The organism is Evtepia sp. (assembly GCF_034090835.1).
Lineage (GTDB): Bacteria > Bacillota > Clostridia > Oscillospirales > Oscillospiraceae > Evtepia.
The window spans coordinates 21,625-39,946 of sequence record NZ_JAXDRS010000010.1 but is presented as its reverse complement, the minus strand read 5'-3'; the positions used below and the strand labels follow the sequence as shown (position 1 = coordinate 39,946).

Annotated in this window: 16 protein-coding genes and 1 pseudogene; 6 read left to right on the top strand and 11 right to left on the bottom strand. The window is 61.1% G+C overall.

Annotation, left to right across the window (positions count from 1 at the left end):
• The 3 genes and pseudogenes from SOR61_RS01735 to SOR61_RS01725 all read right to left on the bottom strand — a co-directional run.
• Positions 1–2,039, bottom strand: a pseudogene (locus tag SOR61_RS01735) (DNA-directed RNA polymerase subunit beta); the annotation flags it as partial.
• Between the two features lie 291 nt (positions 2,040–2,330).
• On the bottom strand, positions 2,331–2,933 hold the full coding sequence (locus SOR61_RS01730) for a cytidylate kinase-like family protein (protein WP_320610976.1): 603 nt from the start codon (positions 2,931–2,933) through the stop codon (positions 2,331–2,333).
• Positions 2,934–2,963: 30 nt separating this feature from the next.
• Positions 2,964–3,557: an NAD(P)H-dependent oxidoreductase gene (locus SOR61_RS01725; RefSeq protein ID WP_320610975.1), complete on the bottom strand. Its 594-nt coding sequence runs from the start codon at positions 3,555–3,557 to the stop codon at positions 2,964–2,966.
• A gap of 180 nt (positions 3,558–3,737) precedes the next feature.
• Between SOR61_RS01725 and SOR61_RS01720 the strand changes: the two genes are divergently transcribed.
• The 5 genes from SOR61_RS01720 (at position 3,738) to SOR61_RS01700 (ending at position 8,549) form a co-directional block, all read left to right on the top strand.
• Positions 3,738–3,941, top strand: a complete 204-nt coding sequence (locus SOR61_RS01720) for a helix-turn-helix transcriptional regulator (protein WP_320610974.1) — start codon at positions 3,738–3,740, stop codon at positions 3,939–3,941.
• A complete protein-coding gene (locus SOR61_RS01715; protein WP_320610973.1) occupies positions 3,938–6,181 on the top strand; it encodes a ComEC/Rec2 family competence protein in 2,244 nt (747 codons plus the stop codon). The genes SOR61_RS01720 and SOR61_RS01715 overlap by 4 nt, the downstream gene beginning before the upstream one ends.
• 2 nt (positions 6,182–6,183) lie before the next feature.
• Positions 6,184–7,245, top strand: coding sequence for a DNA polymerase III subunit delta (gene holA / locus SOR61_RS01710; protein ID WP_320610972.1), 1,062 nt, complete (start codon positions 6,184–6,186; stop codon positions 7,243–7,245).
• Positions 7,239–7,829 carry a DUF4093 domain-containing protein gene (locus SOR61_RS01705; protein WP_320610971.1) on the top strand — a complete coding sequence of 197 codons (591 nt, stop codon included), beginning with the start codon at positions 7,239–7,241 and terminating at the stop codon, positions 7,827–7,829. The genes holA and SOR61_RS01705 overlap by 7 nt, the downstream gene beginning before the upstream one ends.
• A gap of 174 nt (positions 7,830–8,003) precedes the next feature.
• Complete coding sequence (locus SOR61_RS01700) at positions 8,004–8,549, top strand: NADH peroxidase (RefSeq protein ID WP_320610970.1); 546 nt, start codon at positions 8,004–8,006, stop codon at positions 8,547–8,549.
• 132 nt (positions 8,550–8,681) lie between these two features.
• Here SOR61_RS01700 and SOR61_RS01695 read toward each other — a convergent pair whose 3' ends face one another.
• Positions 8,682–9,104, bottom strand: a complete 423-nt coding sequence (locus SOR61_RS01695) for a hypothetical protein (protein ID WP_320610969.1) — start codon at positions 9,102–9,104, stop codon at positions 8,682–8,684.
• Between the two features lie 121 nt (positions 9,105–9,225).
• Between SOR61_RS01695 and SOR61_RS01690 the strand changes: the two genes are divergently transcribed.
• On the top strand, positions 9,226–9,537 hold the full coding sequence (locus SOR61_RS01690; protein ID WP_320610968.1) for a helix-turn-helix transcriptional regulator: 312 nt from the start codon (positions 9,226–9,228) through the stop codon (positions 9,535–9,537).
• Positions 9,538–9,573: 36 nt separating this feature from the next.
• On the opposite strand, the gene SOR61_RS01685 is transcribed toward SOR61_RS01690, so the two are convergent.
• The 7 genes from SOR61_RS01685 to SOR61_RS01655 all read right to left on the bottom strand — a co-directional run bounded on the left by SOR61_RS01685 (position 9,574) and on the right by SOR61_RS01655 (position 18,315).
• On the bottom strand, positions 9,574–11,010 hold the full coding sequence (locus SOR61_RS01685) for a hypothetical protein (protein WP_320610967.1): 1,437 nt from the start codon (positions 11,008–11,010) through the stop codon (positions 9,574–9,576).
• Positions 11,003–11,545 (bottom strand): sigma-70 family RNA polymerase sigma factor, encoded by a 543-nt coding sequence (locus SOR61_RS01680; RefSeq protein WP_320610966.1) that lies wholly within the window; start codon positions 11,543–11,545, stop codon positions 11,003–11,005. The genes SOR61_RS01685 and SOR61_RS01680 overlap by 8 nt, the downstream gene beginning before the upstream one ends.
• Positions 11,546–11,667: 122 nt before the next feature.
• A complete protein-coding gene (locus tag SOR61_RS01675) occupies positions 11,668–12,006 on the bottom strand; it encodes a histidine triad nucleotide-binding protein (protein WP_320610965.1) in 339 nt (112 codons plus the stop codon).
• Between the two features lie 20 nt (positions 12,007–12,026).
• The gene (locus tag SOR61_RS01670) at positions 12,027–12,356 is read right to left on the bottom strand and encodes a cupin domain-containing protein (RefSeq protein WP_320610964.1); all 330 of its coding nucleotides are present in this window, start codon (positions 12,354–12,356) and stop codon (positions 12,027–12,029) included.
• A 307-nt stretch (positions 12,357–12,663) separates the two neighbouring features.
• Positions 12,664–15,315 (bottom strand): alanine--tRNA ligase, encoded by a 2,652-nt coding sequence (alaS, locus tag SOR61_RS01665; RefSeq protein WP_320610963.1) that lies wholly within the window; start codon positions 15,313–15,315, stop codon positions 12,664–12,666.
• Positions 15,316–15,680: 365 nt separating this feature from the next.
• Positions 15,681–16,991: a peptidoglycan DD-metalloendopeptidase family protein gene (locus SOR61_RS01660; RefSeq protein ID WP_320610962.1), complete on the bottom strand. Its 1,311-nt coding sequence runs from the start codon at positions 16,989–16,991 to the stop codon at positions 15,681–15,683.
• A gap of 109 nt (positions 16,992–17,100) precedes the next feature.
• Complete coding sequence (locus tag SOR61_RS01655) at positions 17,101–18,315, bottom strand: U32 family peptidase (protein WP_320610961.1); 1,215 nt, start codon at positions 18,313–18,315, stop codon at positions 17,101–17,103.
• Positions 18,316–18,322: the final 7 nt, after the last annotated feature.

Sequence of the window (18,322 nt, the reverse complement as noted above, 5' to 3'; positions counted from 1 at the left end):
GTGGCCACGATGGGGGCCTGGGTGGTGAGCAGAGGCACAGCCTGCCGCTGCATGTTGGCGCCCATCAGGGCACGGTTGGCGTCGTCGTTTTCCAGGAAGGGGATCATGGCCGTTGCGATGGAGACCATCATCTTGGGGGACACGTCAATGTAGTCCACCTTTTCCCGGTCCACTTCGATGATCTCGTTGCGGTGGCGGCAGGTGATACGGGTGTTGGCCAGGCAGCCGTTCTCGTCCACAGGCTCCGTGGCCTGACCCACCATGTACTCGTCCTCGATGTCGGCGGTCATGTATTCCACTTCGTCGGTGAGGTAGCCGGTGGCTTTGTCCACCTTGCGGTAGGGGGCCTCGATAAAGCCGTAGCGGTTGATGCGGGCATAGGTGGCCAGGTAGGAGATCAGGCCGATGTTGGGACCTTCAGGGGTCTCAATGGGGCACATACGTCCGTAGTGGCTGTAGTGAACGTCTCGCACGTCGAAGGACGCACGGTCACGGGACAGACCGCCGGGGCCCAGAGCGGACATACGGCGCTTGTGGGTCAGTTCTGCCAGGGGGTTGGTCTGGTCCATGAACTGAGACAGAGGGGAGGAGCCGAAGAACTCCTTGATGGCGGCAGTCACCGGCCGGATGTTAATGAGGGACTGGGGGGTGACGATATCCAGGTCCTGGATGGTCATTCTCTCGCGGATGACACGCTCCATCCGGGAGAAGCCGATGCGGAACTGGTTCTGCAGCAGCTCGCCCACGCAGCGCAGCCGGCGGTTGCCCAGGTGGTCGATGTCGTCAGGGGTGCCCACGCCGTGGGACAGGGAGCACAGGTAGTTGATGGAAGCCATCATGTCGTCCACGATGATGTGCTTGGGCACCAGGTCATCCTTGCGCTCAGCGGCGGCCTCTTTCAGGGCCTCCATGTCGTCGCCGTACTGGTCCAGCAGCTCGCACAGGACCTCGAAGCGGACCTTCTCGGAGATGCCGCAGTCCTCCGGGTCAAAGGAGACGAAGGAACTCATATCCACCATGCGGTTGGAGAAGACCTTCACCACGGTGCCGTCCACGTCCACCAGGGCTTCGCTCACGCCCCGGTTTTCCAGGTCCTGGGCCTGCTCTCTGGTGAGCACCTCCCCTGCCTCGGCGATGATCTCGCCGGTGCGGGGGTCGGCAATGGGTGCGGCCAGGGTCTGGCCGGACAGCCGGGGCCACAGGGAGAGCTTCTTATTGAACTTATAACGGCCCACGGCGGACAGGTCGTACCGGCGGGGGTCAAAGAAGAGGGCGTTGATGAGGGATTCAGCGGAATCCAGCGTGGGGGGCTCACCGGGACGGAGCTTCCGGTAGATCTCCAGCAGGGACTCCTCCCGGGTCTTGCAGGTGTCCTTCTCCATGGTGCTCACCAGGAGAGGCTCCTCCCCGAAGAGGTCCAGGATCTCGGCGTCGGTCTGGGGACCCACAGCCCGGATGAGGCAGGTGATGGGGAGTTTCCGGTTCTTGTCGATGCGGACATTGAAGATGTCAGACAGGTCGGTCTCATACTCCAGCCAGGCACCCCGGTAAGGGATGACCGTGACGGCGTAGGTGATGTTTTCGGCCTTGTCTGCGTTGCGGGCGTAGTACACGCCGGGGGAGCGGACGATCTGGGAGACGATGACACGCTCTGCGCCGTTGATGACGAAGGTACCGCCCTTGGTCATCAGGGGGAAGTCACCCATGAAGATCTCCTGCTCTTTGATCTCCTCGGTCTCCTTGTTGCGCAGGCGCACGCTGACCTTCAGGGGGGCAGCATACGTAGCGTCCCGGGCCTTGCACTCCTCCACGGAGTACTTGGGCTTCTCGTCCATGGTGAAGTCGATGAAGGAGAGCTCCAGGTTGCCGGCGTAGTCGCCGATGGAAGCCACATCCTGGAAGACCTCCCGCAGGCCGGTTTCCAGGAACCACTGGTAGGATTTCTTTTGAATCTCCAGCAGGTTGGGCATATCCAGTACTTCTTCGTGGCGGGCAAAACTCTTTCTCAGGGTCTTGCCAAAATATACATCCTTTACCATTGCTTTTGACCAGTCCTTTCGCTGAAAAGGTGTCTCTATCCTGAATTAAACTACGATCACACGGAGGCGTGGAAAAAAGTTTTCTTTCCCTGTTGTCTTTTTTGATGCTTTCTGCTATACTATCCTCAAGATGGGTCGGTGTCCCATCTTTTCCGCAGATAATATCAAGGTATTTTACCATTCCGCCCGAAGAAAGTCAATCTTTTCTTCGGCCTTTTTTCTTTTTTGGAGATTTCTCCTGAAATGCACCTGGCCGAAGCCCAAGGTTTTGGGCTTCGGCCAGGTTTTTCTTCAGCGCTTCTCTGTTTTTCCCCGGGCATAGGCAATGATCATGTCTGCACAGACTTCTCGCGCCACTTCACTGCTGTTCAGGGAAATATGATAGTTCTTCAGGTTGCCCCACTTCCGTTTGGTGAGATAATGGTAGTAGGATTCCCGGGCCAGGTTGGTCTGACGCACCCGCCGGGCGGCCTGCTCGTAGCTCTCCCCGTGGGTCTCCATGGCGTAACGGATCTTGTCCTCGGTCTCTGCGTACAGAAACACATTCACCACGTTGGGCAGGTCCCGCAGCACATAGTCCGCTCCCCGCCCCACAATGACGCACGGCCCCTCCTGGGCCAGCTGCCGGATGGTCCGGGTCTGGGCCAGGATGGCCCGGTCATAGGAGGACATCACCCCGCTGGGCACAAACCAGCTCAGGATGCTCCGGCCGGCCTCATGCCCCTCGGTGCTCTGGAGGATCTCCCGGGTAAACCCGCTGGACTCCGCCGTCCGCTCAATGATGGTCCTGTCGTAGCAGGGGATCCCCACCAGCTGGGAGATCCGCTTGGCCACAGTCTTCCCGCCGGCACCATACTCCCGGCCAATGGTGATGATCTGCGTCCACTCGCTCACAACGCGCCTCCCCTTTCTCAAAAAGGATGGTTACTTCCAGTTGCCGATCTTTTCCCGGATCTGATACTCTGCGGCCTTCAGCTGGGCCTCCACGTTGACCCCCCATACGTCCAGGGTCTCTGCGGCCACATACTCCACCTGGGGAATGGTCAGCATATCCTGGAACAGGATCTTCAGGTAGTCAAAGCCGCAGTTCCGGTCCAGAATGGGCCCGCCTGCCGTGGTCACATAAAACACCCGCTGGGCCTTGCACAGCCCCTCGGGCCGTCCCTCCTCCGTGTAGCGGAAGGTCACGCCGCCCACAGCGATATGCTCAATGTAGCACCGCATCAGCGCCGGGAACTGGAACTCCCAGTAAGGTGCACCGATGAGGATCACGTCCGCCTGGGCAAACTGCCGGGCATACTGGAACATAGGGTGGTCAAACTCACCGGCCCGGGACAGTTCGTCCCTCTGGCGCAGGGTGTCGCTGTGCAGGGGCAGGATGGCTTCCTTATCCAGATTCAGTTCCTCAACGGTCAGCCCTCCCAGCGTCTTTTCCATCTGCTCCAGAGCCACCCGGCACAGACGAAGGGTGCGGGACTCCTCCCCTCTGATGCAGCCGTTGACAAACAAAACCTTCATAACCGCTTCCTCCTTCACAAAAAACTCAGTAAAAAAAGTCTATCATAGATTTTCCGGGGACGCAACCAAAAGCCTCTCCTTTCCTCCGGCTCCCGTCCCTCTTCCCCTTTCATTGCACCGAATGGTGCAATTTCCTTATAGGAAAGAACCGCCGCTGGTACCATTTTCTCGGTGATTGCTATGTACTTTCGACGCATCGGCGAACTGCGAACCGATCATGACTTAACCCAGCAGGCAGTGGCAGACTACCTGCACATGCAGCTGACCGTCTATCGCCGCTACGAAAAGGGCCATCGGGAGATCCCTGTCTGGGCGGTGATCCGGCTGGCAGAACTCTACCACACCACCACAGACTATATCCTCGGTCTGTCCGACCAGCGATGACCCTCTCTCTGCTCACCGCCGGCTTTGTTCTGGGCGCGCTGGCCGGCGTGTTTTTCCCCGCCGTGGGTCTCCCTCTCTGCCTGGGGGCCCTGGCCCTTTGGGTCCTGTTTCGCGTCCTCCGCCGTCTGTCCCGGGTCCGTCCCCTTCTGCTGGGGTGCGCCCTGGCGCTGGTGTGGGTGACGGGATACGCCGCAGTCTTTCACGGCCCCGCCCTGGCCATGGCCTACCGCACCATCTCCATGGAGGGGGTGGTGGTAAACTGGCCGGAAGAGACCGACCACGGCGCTGCCGTCCCCGTGAAAGCCGGGGAACAGGACGGACGCCCGGTGAAGGCCATTCTCTACGGCGACAAGGACCTCTGCTCCCTTCGGCCCGGAGACAGGCTCTCCTGCGTGGCCTACTGCACCCCTGCTGACCAGATGGCAGGCAGGGAAAGTCTCTACTACTATTCCAAAGGGATCCTCCTCACCATGAAAAGCTACGGTCCTGTGACCGTCACTCCGGCAGAGGGGACCTCACCCCGCTATGCTCTGCCGGTGTTGGCCCAGTCCATTCGGGACCTCATCGACCGCCTGTACCCCGAGCCCCAGGCGGGCTTTTTGCACGCCCTTTTGACCGGGGATAAAACCGGACTCACCCACACAGACCAGAACAACTTGAACCGGGTGGGCCTGGGCCATGTGGTGGTGATCTCCGGGCTTCACGTCACCTTCCTGGCGGGCTTTCTCTCCCTCTTTCTGAAAAAGCAGCGGCTTCCCTCGATCCTGCTGCTCATCCTCATCATGGTGCTCTTCTCCCTGATGACCGGCAACGCGCCTGGTACCGTCCGTGCGACCATCCTCTGCTCCATGACCCTGGTGGCTCCGGTGCTGGGCCGCTCGTACCATCCTCTCACCGGCCTGAGCGCCGCTCTTCTGCTGCTTCTTGCAGTCAATCCCTTCGCTGTGGCCAACGCCGGGCTCCAGTTCTCCTTCCTCTCCACCCTGGGCATCCAGCTCTTTGGCCAGCGCTGGAACCGAAGCTGGCGGGAGGCCCTGCCAAAGCCCTGGAAGAAGATTCTGGCCCCCCTGGTAGGGGTCCTGGCCATCAGCCTCAGCGCCATGCTCTTTACCGTCCCCCTGTCCGCCCTCTATTTCCGTCAGTTCTCCCTCATCGCCCCGGTCTCCAACCTGCTCACCGCCTGGTCGGTCTCTCTGGCCTTTCTGGGGGGCCTGGTCTCTCTGATGGCCGGAGCCCTGTTCTTTCCTCTGGGAGCCTTGCTGGCCAAGGTGGTGGGGCTTCCCATCGCCTTCTTCCTGTGGTATGCTGAACAGGCCAGCCGGCTGCCTCTGGCCGCCATCACCCGGGAGCAGACCTATTTCGTCCTCTGGACAGGGTTTGTCTACGGACTGCTCCTGCTGTATCTGCTGGTTCCGGCCCGGGAAAAACGGCCCATCCTGCCTCTGTGCGCCTGTGTGGTCACCTTCTGTCTGTCCGCTCTTCTCACGGTGGGCAGCGTCCAGCGGGAAAACCTGACCCTCTCGGTTCTGGACGTGGGCCAGGGACAAAGCATCCTCCTCTCCGCCGGAGAGGCCTGCGCCCTGGTGGACTGCGGCGGACCCTCCGACCCAGGCGACACCGCCGCCACGGCCTTGCAGGCCATGGGCCGCTCCACCCTGGATCTTCTGGTCCTCACCCACTTCCACGACGACCACGCCGGCGGCGTACCGGAACTCATGGAGCGGGTCTCCGTGCGGGCTATCGCCCTGCCTGACGTGGACCGGGAGAGTCCCCTGCGGCAGGAGATCGAAGCCCTGGCCCGGGAGCAGGGAACGGAGCTTCACTACATCACCAGCACCCGGCAGGTGGATCTGGACGGGGCATCCCTCACCCTGTACGCCCCGGTCTCCACCGGCGGGGACAGCAATGAGCAATGCGTCTCGGTCCTCTGCGCCAGCGGAAGCTGGGAGGGGCTCATCACCGGGGATATGCCCCTGGAGGGGGAAGCGGCGCTGCTGGCCCGGGAGACCCTGCCCGACCTGGAACTGCTGGTGGCAGGCCATCATGGCTCCAAATACGCCACCGGCGAACTTTTACTCAAAACCCTCACCCCGGAGATCGTGGTCATCTCTGTGGGACACAATTCCTATGGCCATCCCGCCCCGGAGACCTTAGCCCGGCTGGCGGCAATCTCGGCCCAGGTGTACCGCACCGATCAGACCGGCACGGTACGAATCCACGCCAACAGTGGGGAGGCATAACCATGGCAAAGCGCGGGGAGAAACCGTCCAAACAGGACACCTACCGCCAACTGAAAAAAGACATTACCGCCGGGACCTTAGGCTCCCTCTACCTCTTCCACGGAGAGGAAGCCTATCTCCGGGACTACTATCTGGAACAGATGAAAAAGGTCCTCCTGCCCGCTGGGATGGAGAGCTTCAACTACCATCTGCTCCCGGGCAAGACCCTCACCGCCCAGCGGCTGGGGGAGATCATTGACGCCCTGCCCATGATGAGTCAGCACACCATGGTCGTGGTCAATGACTACGACCTTTTCAAAGCTCCCGAGGCAGAGCGCAGCCGGATGACCCAGCTGCTGGAGGACCTGCCCTCCTACTGCTGCCTGGTCTTTGTGTACGACACCATCCCCTACAAAAGCGACGCCCGCATGAAAAAGCTGGCCGGGGCCATTGCCCAAAAGGGGCAGGTGGTGGTCTTTGCCCGGCAGAACCAGAACGACCTGGTGGACTGGATCGGCCGTCGGTTCCGGGCCCTGGGCCACGACATCGACGCAGCCGACGCCCAATATCTCACCTTCCTGTGCGGCGACCTGATGAACGGCCTCATCTCAGAGATCGAAAAGATCGGGGCCTATGCCAAGCACCGCCGGGTCACCCGGGAGGACATTGACGCCGTGGCCATCCCCATTGTAGACGCGGTGGTCTTTCAGATGACAGAGAGCCTGACCCGGAAGGACTTCGACCGGGCCTTTTCCGTGCTGAACGATCTGCTGCGGCTTCAGCAGGCACCCATCATGATCCTGGCCGTTCTGGGTAAGCACCTGCGCCAGCTGTACACCGCCCGGGTGGCCCTGGAAACGGGACAATCCAGCCGGTGGCTCATGGAGCTGTGGGGGATGCGCTCCTCCTACCCGGCAGAAAAACTCATGGAGGGGGCCCGCCGCCACGGCCTGCGCTGGTGCAAAAACGCCATGGCCCGGTGCGCCCAGACCGACCTGGCCATGAAGTCCGTCTCCAGCGCAGACGCCCAGGACCTGCTCCTCTCCCTGATGCTGGAGCTCTCCGCAGGAGGTACCGCATGTTAAAGATCAAGGAAGCCATTGTGGTGGAAGGCCGTTATGACAAAAACACCCTCTCCCAGCTGGTGGACACGGTGATCGTGGAGACCCGGGGGTTTGCCATCTTCAAGGACCCGGAGCAGCTGGCTCTGCTGCGGGAGCTGGGCAAAAAACGCGGCCTGGTGATCCTCACGGACAGCGACGGGGCCGGGTTCGTCATTCGGAACTACCTGAAAGGCGCCCTGCCCCAGGAGCACATCAAGCACGCCTATATCCCCGACCTTTTGGGCAAAGAAAAGCGGAAGCGCCACCCGGGGAAAGAGGGAAAGCTGGGGGTGGAAGGCATGTCCCCCGCCGTGCTGGAAGCGGCTCTGCGCCGGGCAGGAGTCACCCTTCTGGAGGGGACCGAACCCGCCGGACAAGGCCCCGCCCTCACCAAGGCCGACCTCTTCGCCTGCGGACTGTCCGGTGGAGAGGGCAGCCGGGAAAAACGCCAGAAACTTCTGAAAAAACTGGGCCTGCCCGCCCACCTCTCCCCCAACGCCATGCTGCCCGTCCTCTCCGCCCTCTACGACCGGGAGCGACTTTGGGAGGAAATCGAAAAGCTGTGACTTATATCACACAAAAATGCAAATAAAGCCCAAAAACACAGGGAAATCAGGCTTTACAACCCCTTCTCTATCGTGTAAAATAGAGTTGTCCGATGATAATCTCGGACGACACCATTCACCCGTTTCAAACACCTGCCTGCTCTAATCAGGAAGAGATTTATGGAGGATATAGCTATGAAAAAGTATGTTTGCAGCGTTTGCGGTTATGTTCATGAAGGTGAAGAGCCCCCGAAGGAATGTCCCCAGTGCAAGGCTCCTGCTGCCAAGTTCGTGGAGCAGGGCCCCGAGATGAGCTGGGCTGCTGAGCACGTGGTGGGCGTGGCAGAAGGCGCTCCCGAAGATATCATCAACGACCTGCGCGCCAACTTCAACGGCGAGTGCACCGAGGTCGGTATGTATCTGGCCATGGCTCGCGTGGCTCATCGCGAGGGCTATCCCGAGATCGGCCTGTACTGGGAAAAGGCAGCTTATGAAGAAGCAGAGCACGCCGCCAAGTTCGCTGAGCTGCTGGGCGAAGTCGTGACTCCCTCCACCAAGAAGAACCTGGAGATGCGCGTGGAAGCCGAGAACGGCGCTACCATGGGCAAGACCGACCTGGCTAAGCGCGCCAAGGCTCTGAACCTGGATGCCATCCACGACACCGTTCACGAGATGGCTCGCGACGAAGCAAGACACGGCAAGGCTTTCAAGGGCCTGCTGGAGCGTTACTTCGGCAAGTAATTCTTTGCTTTCCCGCAGGGGGCGTACTACGTACGCCTCCTGCTTTTTTATTTGTATCGAATAGCACACGAAACACGCCTGCTGCGGAATAAACCGCAGCAGGCGTTTCTTCGTCGGAGGAGGGTTTGGTTTTCACGGGGCAGGCCCCGCAGGGGCCAGGGTACAGTCCGGCGCCAGGGTCAGACAGGGCAGGACCACCGCCTGGCCCCGCTGGACCACCGCGAGGGCCCGGACGGCCTCCACCCGGCCCGCCGCCCACAGCCGCTGACCGGGCTTGAGGGTGCGCCAGACCTGGAAAGATAAGGGGACCTGAATGAGGTATCCGCCCCCGTCGTCTGGGTACAGCCAGCAGGAGCCCCAGCCGGTCTCCCACACCGTCCCGGAAAAAGACCGGGCGGCGGCCTTGCCACGCACTGTCTTCAGGGCCCGGGCGATCTGCTGGGGTGAGGGGGAAGGCAGAGGCGGGCAGCACTCCTCCGGCCGCTGGCCGCCGCAGGCGGACAGGGCCAGGCACAGTAGCAGAAGCAGCAGGACCACCTGCACCGGGTATCTCATGGTATCCTTCCCCCTCCACAAAACAGGAACTTTACTTCCTGTAATTATGATAGTTTTCCTCCTATTTGTCAAGAATAATAGGAAGTAAAATTCCTATGAAAAGGGAAAGGGAGGAAGTAAAATGCTGATTTTTGACAACCGGGTGGTGGGCAACAAGCTCCTGACCATCCGCAAACGTCTGGGTCTGACCCAAACCCAGGTGGCGGAAGCCGCCGAGCTCTCCGACCGGGCCTATGCCGACATCGAGCGAGGCACGGTCAACATGCGCATGGACACCATCCTTCGGATCTGCCGGGCCCTGCGCATCACCCCGGACGAGATCCTCACCGAGTGCCCCGACCAGCCCTCTCCCAGCCAGAAAAACAGCCCCCGCTCCTCCGTTGGTTCTGCCGGAGGGGCGGGGGCTTATGTTTTTCAGGTTTCGTCCGGATAGAATTGCAAGGCATCGATGGCGGTTTCAAAGGTTGGCTTAGGAAATCCGTTTTGCTGATCTTCCATGGCGGTTTTCACCGGGTATTGCAGCCAGGTGGCCTGGTGGTTGTACTCCTGCCAGGCGTCGAAGATCCATCCCTCTTCCAGCTGAACGGCCCCATAGGTGAGATACCCCCGGCAGTTCTCTCTCCCGAGGCAGGGAAAAGGCCGCAAACCAGGTTGCATATTCTCCCCCGAAGAACCCGCCTGACGTATACGTGATCTGTTCCAGCCGGTAATAGGGGGCGGTGTACCGCTGGCCATCCCGGTCGCAGAGCAAGCGTCCGGTGACCTCTCCCTCGTCTCTTCCCCAGGCCTGGACTCTCTGGTACACCGGTGTCAGCTGGATGGATTCAGTCCCTCGGAAGGCAGGGGGAAGGGTCCACCGGAAGTGGTGGAACACCCGCCACCGGGCAGGTTCGCCGGGCAGTTCCACCGCCACACCGGTGAGGCGGAGCTCCTTCTGGTCATACGCTGTCTCAAACACCTGCCCTTCGACCTCACGATAACTTGTCTCTCCCCATGGATTCATGGAGAAGTCCTCTTCCTGAACCACCACCCGTACAGCGCCCTGGCAGGCCAGGATCTCCTGGTCGGTCAGATCATTCAGCACATCCGCCGGAAAACCCAGCTGGAGCAGGCGATCCTTCTCCTGGGCCACCTGGACATTCTCCTGGGTTTGCAGCGGCTGCCACTGCATGGGATAGGTCCCGCCCAACAGATACCCCAGGGCGAGTCCTACCGCCAGCACTGCCAAGACGCCACCTGCCACCTGCCAGTCCGGCACCCGCACCGGGACAGGGGTGATGCCGTACCCCGTCTCCTCCAGAACTTTGGAGAGGCGGTACAAGCTGCGGAGGACCAGGGCACAGGCCAAAACCATGAGAAGCCCCAGCAGGAGCCCCTGGTACTCTGCAATGGCCAGCCCATACAGGGCCAGGTACCAGACCACCAGCATCCCGCCGCCGGGGGCCTTGGCCTCCCGTCCGGCCTTTCGCAGAACCTCCAGCAGCCCCTCCCACAGGCAGACCGCCAGGGCCAGGGTCAGGCAGAGTTCGCCCCCCACCAAAGTCTTTTCCACCGGACCCGGCAGGTCCTGCCACCAGATGGTACTCAGGAGGGTGAGACGCACCAAAAGAAAAGCCATCTGCCCCACGCTCACCCAAAAGCCCCGTCGGAACCAGCGGTTCTCCCCCCGGAGGGCCCGGAAGCCCAGCAGCACCAGCAGAGTCCCCGCCAGGGGGAGCAGGTATTGCAGGCCCAGGAGCTGCACGTTAAAAGCCCGGAGGGCCAGACCCACCAGGACCCGATTCATGCTCCTGCGCCAGGGGGTCACCTCCTGCACCATATCCTCCGGGGGCAGGGAGGGAAGTCTCTCTTCGATCATGGTCTCCCAGTTCCGGTCCTGCTCGGGGTCCCATCCCCTCTTATCCATGTTCTTCACCCTCCAATCGTGTCCGCAGCTTTTTTCGGATGCGATACAGCTTACCCTCCACCGCCCGGGTTGTCATCCCCAGCTCCGCTGCGATCTGCTGGGTGGGCTGGCGGTAATAGTACTTTCGATAAAACAAAAGGCGGTCTCGGTGGGACAGCCCTTCCAGGGCCAGGCGCAGCTGTCTTCGCGCTTCCTCCCGGAGCATCTGCTCCTCCGGGGTAAACTCCGGAGAGGGAACCAGCGGCAGAGACTCTTCTCCCTCTCTTTGGGCCCGGTTCTTCCTGGCCCGGTTCAGGGCTGCGTTCCGGGTCACCGCCGTGAGCCAGGCGGTCCAGCTGCCCCGGTCCGGTTCATACTGGTCCATGCTCTCCCACAAACGAAGCGCAACTTCGGAAATGCACTCCTCCTGGTCCCGTTTGTCCGGCAGGATGGGGGAAACAACGTACCGCATCAGCGGCGTATAGCGGGTCAAGAGTTCCTCCACCCCGCCCTCGTCCCGGGCCCGCAGCCGGTCGATCAGCGTCTGGTCCTTCATGCCATCCCTCCTTTCGTCTGGTTTCTCTACTCTATCTTACACGCACTTCCCCAAAATCCCACAATCTTTCCATAAAAAATTCCCGCCGGTTTCCCGGCGGGAATTTTTTGCGTCCTCTTGGCTCAGCCGGGAGGCCAGGTCATGTCTCTGCCTGCCAGCACATGGAAATGCAGGTGGAACACGCTCTGCCCCGCCTGCTCGCCGCAGTTGGACACCACCCGGAACTGATCAATGCCCAGCTCCTTGGTCACCTTGGCAATCACCTCAAAGCAGTGGGCCACAACACCGGAGTTCTCCGGGGTGACCGCCCCGCAGGACTCGATATGCGCCTTGGGGATCACCAGAAAGTGGGTGGGTGCCTGGGGATCAATGTCGTAGAAGGCATAGACCTGCTCGTCCTCATAGACCTTCTTGGAGGGAATCTCCCCCGCCACGATCTTACAGAACAGACAATCGCTCATGGAATTTCTCCTTTCTTGCCTCAGTGCTCCGGCACGATGGCCAAAAAGCGCAGAGGTTCTTCTCCGTCATTCATCAGGCTGTGTCCGTGTCCCTTGGGACAGTAATGGCAGGAGCCGGGCTCCAGGGGTTCATACACCCCGTCGCACAGCACCTTTCCCCGGCCTGAGAGAATGTAGATCACTTCACTGTTGGTCTCGTGGGTGTGCATCCCGATGGTCGCACCCACAGGGAGGGTCCCGTTCATCACCTTCATCAGCGGGTCGCTGAACTTCCGGAGATGGACCTCCCCTTCTCCGTCCCGCATATGGGGGACAATTTCTTCGGGAATGGTATCAAAAGCAAGCAGCATATCGTTCTCCTGGTATCCCCCGGAACACCCGTGTTCCGGGGGAGGCACGTTTATTCTTTTTCTATTCAGAGGATCGCAAGTCCGCAGCGCCTTCTGGCCGGATATGGGCAGCAGCCCTTACAGTCCCAGCTTCACTGCTTCTCCCCAGAATGCTGGGGCATTCCGGGGGCCCCTCTTTCATTTATCATGCTCGGGGGAAGTGAATTCCCCCTGCGCCAAGCCCGCTGGGCTTGAACCCGCCACCTGGCGGGATGGGGCAAAGCCCCGTTACGTTTCTACCAAAACATAGGTGAAATATAGGTGGCGCTTACAGTCCCAGTTTCACTGCAACGAAGTCGTCCACTGCGGCCAGGGCGTCATCGAGCTTCAGCATATCCTTGCCGCCGCCCATGGCGCTGTCCGGCTTGCCGCCGCCGGAACCGCCGCAGATCTTGGTCACGGTCTTCACCACGTCACCGGCCTTTACGCCCTTGCCCACGGCGTCCTTACCGCAGACGGCCAGGAAGGTGATCTTCTCTCCGGCCACGGTAGCCAGCACGGCAACCACAGCAGGCTCCTTGTCCCGCAGGAAGTCGCCCATGCCGCGCAGGCGGTTGGCGTCTGCGTCGGGGATGGTGGCGGTGATCACCTTCAGGCCGCCCACTTCATGGGCGGAGAAGAGCACCCGCTCCGCCTCGCCGACTGCTTCCTTGGCCTTAAACTTCTCGATGGCCTGCCGCATCTGCTTCATCTCCAGCATGGCGGCCTCGGCCTTCTCCCGCAGTTCCTCGGGCTTGGTCTTCATGATGCCAGCGGCCTCAAAGAGCATGGCCTGGTTCCGGTTCATGACGCCCAGGGAGACCTTACCGGTGGTGGCCTCAATACGGCGCACACCGGAGGCAACGGAGAACTCGCTGCCAATGTGGAACACACCCACCTTGGCAGTGTTGGACAGGTGGGTACCGCCGCAGAACTCCACGGAGTAGCCCTCGCCCATGTCCACCACCCGGACGATCTCACCGTACTTCTCGCCGAAGAGGGCAATGGCGCCCTTCTTCTTGGCCTCCTCGATGGGCAGTTCCTCGGTGGCCACGTCGTAACCCTCCAGAATGGCCTCGTTGACCATGGCGCTGACCTTGCTCAGCTCCTCAGGGGTCATGGCGGAGAAGTGGGTGAAGTCAAAGCGCAGGCGGTCCGGCTCCACCAGAGAGCCGGCCTGATGGACATGGTCGCCCAGCACGGAGCGCAGGGCCTTGTCCAGCAGGTGGGTGGCAGTGTGGGCGCGCATCACGGCCTTCCGGCGCTCCTGGTCGATGGAGGCGGTCACCACGTCGCCCACCTTCAAGTGGCCCTGGGTGAGCTTGCCGTAGTGCATGTACTTGCCGCCCTTGTTCTTCTGCACGTCGGTGACAGTGTAGGAGACCCCGTCGGCGGTGAGGGTGCCGTGGTCAGCCACCTGGCCGCCCATCTCTGCGTAGAAGGGAGTACGGTCCAGCACCACGATGGCTTCCACGCCGGGGATGATCTCGTCCACCATCTGCTCCTCTGCCACGATGGCCACCACCTTGGCCCTTTCCAGGGTCATCTTGTCGTAGCCGTCAAAGACGGTAGAGGGCACATCCTTGCCGAACTCCACGCCGGACCAGCCCAGGTCGCCCAGGGCCTCTCTGGCCTTCCGGGCCCGGACTCTCTGGGCCTCCATCTCTGCCTCAAAACCGGCACGGTCCAGGGTCATGCCCTCGTCCTGCACCATCTCCTCGGTCAGGTCCACAGGGAAGCCATAGGTATCGTAGAGCTTGAAGGCATCGCTGCCGGAGAACTTGGTCTCGCCCTTGGCCTTGTGCTCGGCCAGGAGCTCAGCGAAGATCTTCATGCCGCCGTCGATGGTCTTGGCGAAATTCTCTTCCTCGGTGCGGATGACCTTGGTGATGTAATCCTGCTTCTGGCGCAGGTCCTTGTACTCCCCTTCGTTCTCGTGGACCACGGTGTCGATGATCTGATAGAGGAAGGGCTCGTTGACCCCCAGGAGCTTGCCGTGGCGGGCAGCCCGGCGGAGCAGACGGCGGAGCACGTAGCCCCGGCCCTCGTTGGAGGGCAGCACGCCGTCACAGATCATGAAGGTGGAGGAGCGGATATGGTCGGTGATGATCCGCAGAGACACGTCGCTGGCCTGGCTGTCCCCGTAGTGGGCGCCGGTGATCTCAGAGACCTTGTTAGTGATGTTCATGACGGTGTCCACGTCGAACAGAGAGTTGACGTTCTGGCACACCACGGCCAGACGCTCCAGGCCCATGCCGGTGTCGATGTTCTTCTGGGCCAGCTCGGTGTAGTGGCCTTCCCCGTCGTTGTCAAACTGGGTAAAGACGTTGTTCCACACTTCCATGTACCGGTCGCAGTCGCAGCCGGGGGCGCAGTCCGGGCTGCCGCAGCCGAACTCCTCGCCCCGGTCGTAGTACACCTCAGAGCAGGGGCCGCAGGGACCGGAGCCGTGCTCCCAGAAGTTGTCCTCCTTGCCCATGCGGTAGATCCGGTCCTTGGGGATGCCCACCACTTCGTGCCAGATATTGAAGGCCTCGTCGTCCTCCAGGTACACAGAGGGATACAGACGGTCGGGCTCCAGACCTACCCACTTGGGGTCGGTGAGGAACTCCCAGGTCCACTGGATGGCGTCGTGCTTGAAGTAGTCGCCGAAGGAGAAGTTGCCCAGCATCTCGAAGTAGGTGCCGTGGCGGGCGGTGTGGCCGATGTTCTCAATGTCGCCGGTGCGGATGCACTTCTGACAGGTGCACACCCGCTTCCGGGGGGGCTCTTCCTCGCCCTTGAACCAGGGCTTCATGGGCGCCATACCGGCGTTAATGAGCAGCAGGGACGGGTCATTTTCCGGGACCAGAGGGAAGCTGGGCAGACGCAGGTGACCCTTGGACTCAAAGAAAGTCAGGAACATCTCCCGCAGCTCGTTCAAACCGTAATACTTATGCATAGACATTACCTCCAATGTACGATTTTTAAAAAAGCGCAGGCCCGCGGCAGAGAATGAAAAAACTCCGCCCCTGAACCATTCAGGGGCGGAGAGAAAGTGCTTCTGCTGCGCGGTACCACCCTGATTATAGGCCGAGGCCTACATCTCAGTCATCCGGTAACGGGGATGAGGCGGCCTGGTCCTCCCAGGCGGCTCGGAAGTGGCTGCGAACGGGCCGGACCAAAGGGGCTTACACCCTCCCCCTCTCGCTGATGGGCGGCGTCCTTTCGCTGGCTTCCTCATTGCCATGTGTACGCTATGTGAACTGATATGCATTTTACCACAAAATCGGCCCTTGTCAAGGGAACCGCCAAGGGGATTTCCCCTTAGAAGAAGCTCATGGGGTTGACCAGATTGCCAGCGCTGTTGGTCACCTCAAAATGCAGATGGTTGCCGGTGGAACTGCCCGTGGAACCCACATAACCGATGGTCTGGCCGGCGCTCACGGTCTGGCCGGCGGAAACCGCACGGGAAGACATGTGGGCGTACAGGGTCCGGCTGCCGTCGCTGTGGGAGATGGCCACGTAGTTGCCGTAGGAAGAGTTATACCGGGAGATCACCACCACACCGGACTTAGCGGCCACGATGGGTGCGCCGTAGCTGCCGGAGATGTCCACACCGCGGTGGAGGTTAGGACGGCCGGTGAGGGGATGGATCCGGTAACCGAAGGGGGAGCTGATGTGATGGGAGCTGGGCAGGGGCCACAGATAGCCGCCCACCCCGGGGGTGCTGGACCCGCCGCCGTTGGGCGTCTGGTTCTGCTGCTGCTCCTTCTTTGCGGCCTCTTCTGCGGCCTTTCTTGCGGCTTCTTCTGCCGCCTTCTTGCGGGCAGCTTCCTCCGCTGCCTTCTGGGCAGCGATCTGCTGGGCATAGGCTGCCTCTGCGTTCTTGATCTCCTGCTCCACCTGGTTCTGGCTGGCTTCCAGCTGGGTGATCTGGTCGGCGTAGGCTGCGCTCTGACTCTGGATCTCGGCGATCAAAGCATCCACTTTATTCCGCTCAGTGGTCAGTTCCGCCTGCTGGCTCTCCAGGTTTGCCTGGGTGGCTTCCTGGGCAGCCTTGCTCTCCTCCAGTCCGGCCTTGGTGTCGGCCACCTTCTGGCGGGCGTCTGCCAGTTCATCCATGATCTTGTTGTCATAGGCCATGACATCGGAGACCATGTTCATCCGGTCCAGCAGATCGGAAAAGCTGGTGGCCTGGAACAAAACGGACCAGTAGGACAGGGTACCACCGCTCTCCTCCATGTAGCGGACCCGCTTCTGGAAGAGGTCGTTGTACTCTGCTTCTTTCTTCTGGGCCTCGGCCAGTTCCACCTCTTTCTGGGCGATATCCTGGGTGTACTGATCGATCATGCTCTGGGATACCTGGATCTCCTCGGTGAGCACGTTGATCTTCTGTTCCAGAAGGGTCTTCTGATTCATCGCCTGCTGTTGGGACTGATCCAGTCCGTCCAGCTGCTTTTGCAGATCGTTCTTCTGGGACTGCAGCTCTGTTCCTTTGGACTTCAAATTATTGATGTCCTGCTGGCTTACTGCGTAGGCGGGCAGAGCCGTCGCCGCCATGACACACAGCATCAGGGACAAAGTAAGCCCCTGACGGAGTCTGGTAAGCCATTTCCGTTGGTTTGCGTTGTGCATTGGAAAAACCTCCTGTCTGTAGCGTGGATATACATAAGGCTGAATCAGAGGAACTCTCCTCCTCTTCCGCCGAGGTCCTGAAATCACAGGTCTGCCGCATGCATCCGGGTCAGGAATTCTCCCGGCAGGCCCGCAGGAAAGAGTGGGGCGGTGCATAGCACGGCAGTTGAATTCGGAAGGTCATCTGGGGATGCCTTGGTTCCCGCAGAGGGAAGCCCTCTCCATCCACCATCATGGGGGCCTGGAAGGCCACCGGCCGCAGGTCCGGCCCCACCAGCTCGATGGGGTCGCCTGCTGCAAACTTGTTGCGCAGGGAAGCTGTGGCCAGGCCGGTCTCGTCGCAGGACTCCACCACGGCCACCACCTGCCAGTCTCTGATGTACCGGGCGTCCTGAGTGAACTGCCCAGGCTCTCCGTAGAAGAATCCGGTGGAATAGTGCCGGTGGCTGACCTTCTCCACCTCGTCCCGCCACACTGGGTCCAGAGGCCGCCCGGCCAGAACATCGTCGATGCAGTGGCGATAGGCCCCCGTCACAATGGCGGCGTAGTAGGCGGACTTGGCCCGCCCCTCGATCTTGAGGGAATCCACCCCCGCCCGGATCAGGTCGGGCAGGTGGTCGATCATGCACATATCCCGGGAGTTCATGATATAGGTGCCCTTTTCGTCCTCATAGACCGGGAAGTATTCCCCCGGCCGCTTTTCCTCCACCAGGGCATACTGATAGCGGCAGGGCTGGGCGCAGGCACCCCGGTTGGAGTCCCGCCCGGTCATGTAGTTGGACAGAAGACACCGGCCGGAATAGGACACGCACATGGCCCCGTGGGCAAAGGCTTCCAGTTCCAGGCTTTTGGGGGTTTTGGCCCGGATCTCTGCGATCTCTTCCAGGTTCAGCTCCCGGGCTAAGATCACCCGGTCAGCCCCCAGATCATGCCAGGCCCGGGCGGCTTCGTAGTTCACCACGCTGGCCTGGGTGCTGATATGGATCTTCACCGAAGGGGCGTACTTCTTGGCCAGAGCCAGCACCCCCACGTCCGCCAGGATGACCGCGGTGATCCCGCTCTCCTCCAGCAGCTCCAGCCACTGGGGCAGGCGGGCCACCTCGTCGTTTCTCGGCATGGTGTTGCAGGTCACGTGGGCATCCACCCCGTGGCGGCGGCAGAAGTCCGCCGCCTTTTTCAGCTCCTCCGGGGAGAAGTTCCCCGCAAAGGAGCGCATCCCGAAGGTGGTCCCCGCCAGATACACGGCGTCGGCCCCATAGGCCACCGCCATCTCCAGCCGTTCCCAGTCTCCTGCGGGTGCCAGCAGTTCTAATCTCTTCTCCATGACGTCC

What these genes read in the sequence shown, in the direction of transcription:
- SOR61_RS01725 (WP_320610975.1), bottom strand. Translation starts at nt 3,557, where the DNA reads ATGAAGGTTTTGTTTGTCAACGGCTGCATCAGAGGGGAGGAGTCCCGC.
- SOR61_RS01720 (WP_320610974.1), top strand. Translation starts at nt 3,738, where the DNA reads ATGTACTTTCGACGCATCGGCGAACTGCGAACCGATCATGACTTAACC.
- SOR61_RS01715 (WP_320610973.1), top strand. Translation starts at nt 3,938, where the DNA reads ATGACCCTCTCTCTGCTCACCGCCGGCTTTGTTCTGGGCGCGCTGGCC.
- holA (WP_320610972.1), top strand. Translation starts at nt 6,184, where the DNA reads ATGGCAAAGCGCGGGGAGAAACCGTCCAAACAGGACACCTACCGCCAA.
- SOR61_RS01705 (WP_320610971.1), top strand. Translation starts at nt 7,239, where the DNA reads ATGTTAAAGATCAAGGAAGCCATTGTGGTGGAAGGCCGTTATGACAAA.
- SOR61_RS01700 (WP_320610970.1), top strand. Translation starts at nt 8,004, where the DNA reads ATGAAAAAGTATGTTTGCAGCGTTTGCGGTTATGTTCATGAAGGTGAA.
- SOR61_RS01695 (WP_320610969.1), bottom strand. Translation starts at nt 9,104, where the DNA reads ATGAGATACCCGGTGCAGGTGGTCCTGCTGCTTCTGCTACTGTGCCTG.
- SOR61_RS01690 (WP_320610968.1), top strand. Translation starts at nt 9,226, where the DNA reads ATGCTGATTTTTGACAACCGGGTGGTGGGCAACAAGCTCCTGACCATC.
- SOR61_RS01685 (WP_320610967.1), bottom strand. Translation starts at nt 11,010, where the DNA reads ATGGATAAGAGGGGATGGGACCCCGAGCAGGACCGGAACTGGGAGACC.
- SOR61_RS01680 (WP_320610966.1), bottom strand. Translation starts at nt 11,545, where the DNA reads ATGAAGGACCAGACGCTGATCGACCGGCTGCGGGCCCGGGACGAGGGC.
- SOR61_RS01675 (WP_320610965.1), bottom strand. Translation starts at nt 12,006, where the DNA reads ATGAGCGATTGTCTGTTCTGTAAGATCGTGGCGGGGGAGATTCCCTCC.
- SOR61_RS01670 (WP_320610964.1), bottom strand. Translation starts at nt 12,356, where the DNA reads ATGCTGCTTGCTTTTGATACCATTCCCGAAGAAATTGTCCCCCATATG.
- alaS (WP_320610963.1), bottom strand. Translation starts at nt 15,315, where the DNA reads ATGCATAAGTATTACGGTTTGAACGAGCTGCGGGAGATGTTCCTGACT.
- SOR61_RS01660 (WP_320610962.1), bottom strand. Translation starts at nt 16,991, where the DNA reads ATGCACAACGCAAACCAACGGAAATGGCTTACCAGACTCCGTCAGGGG.
- SOR61_RS01655 (WP_320610961.1), bottom strand. Translation starts at nt 18,315, where the DNA reads ATGGAGAAGAGATTAGAACTGCTGGCACCCGCAGGAGACTGGGAACGG.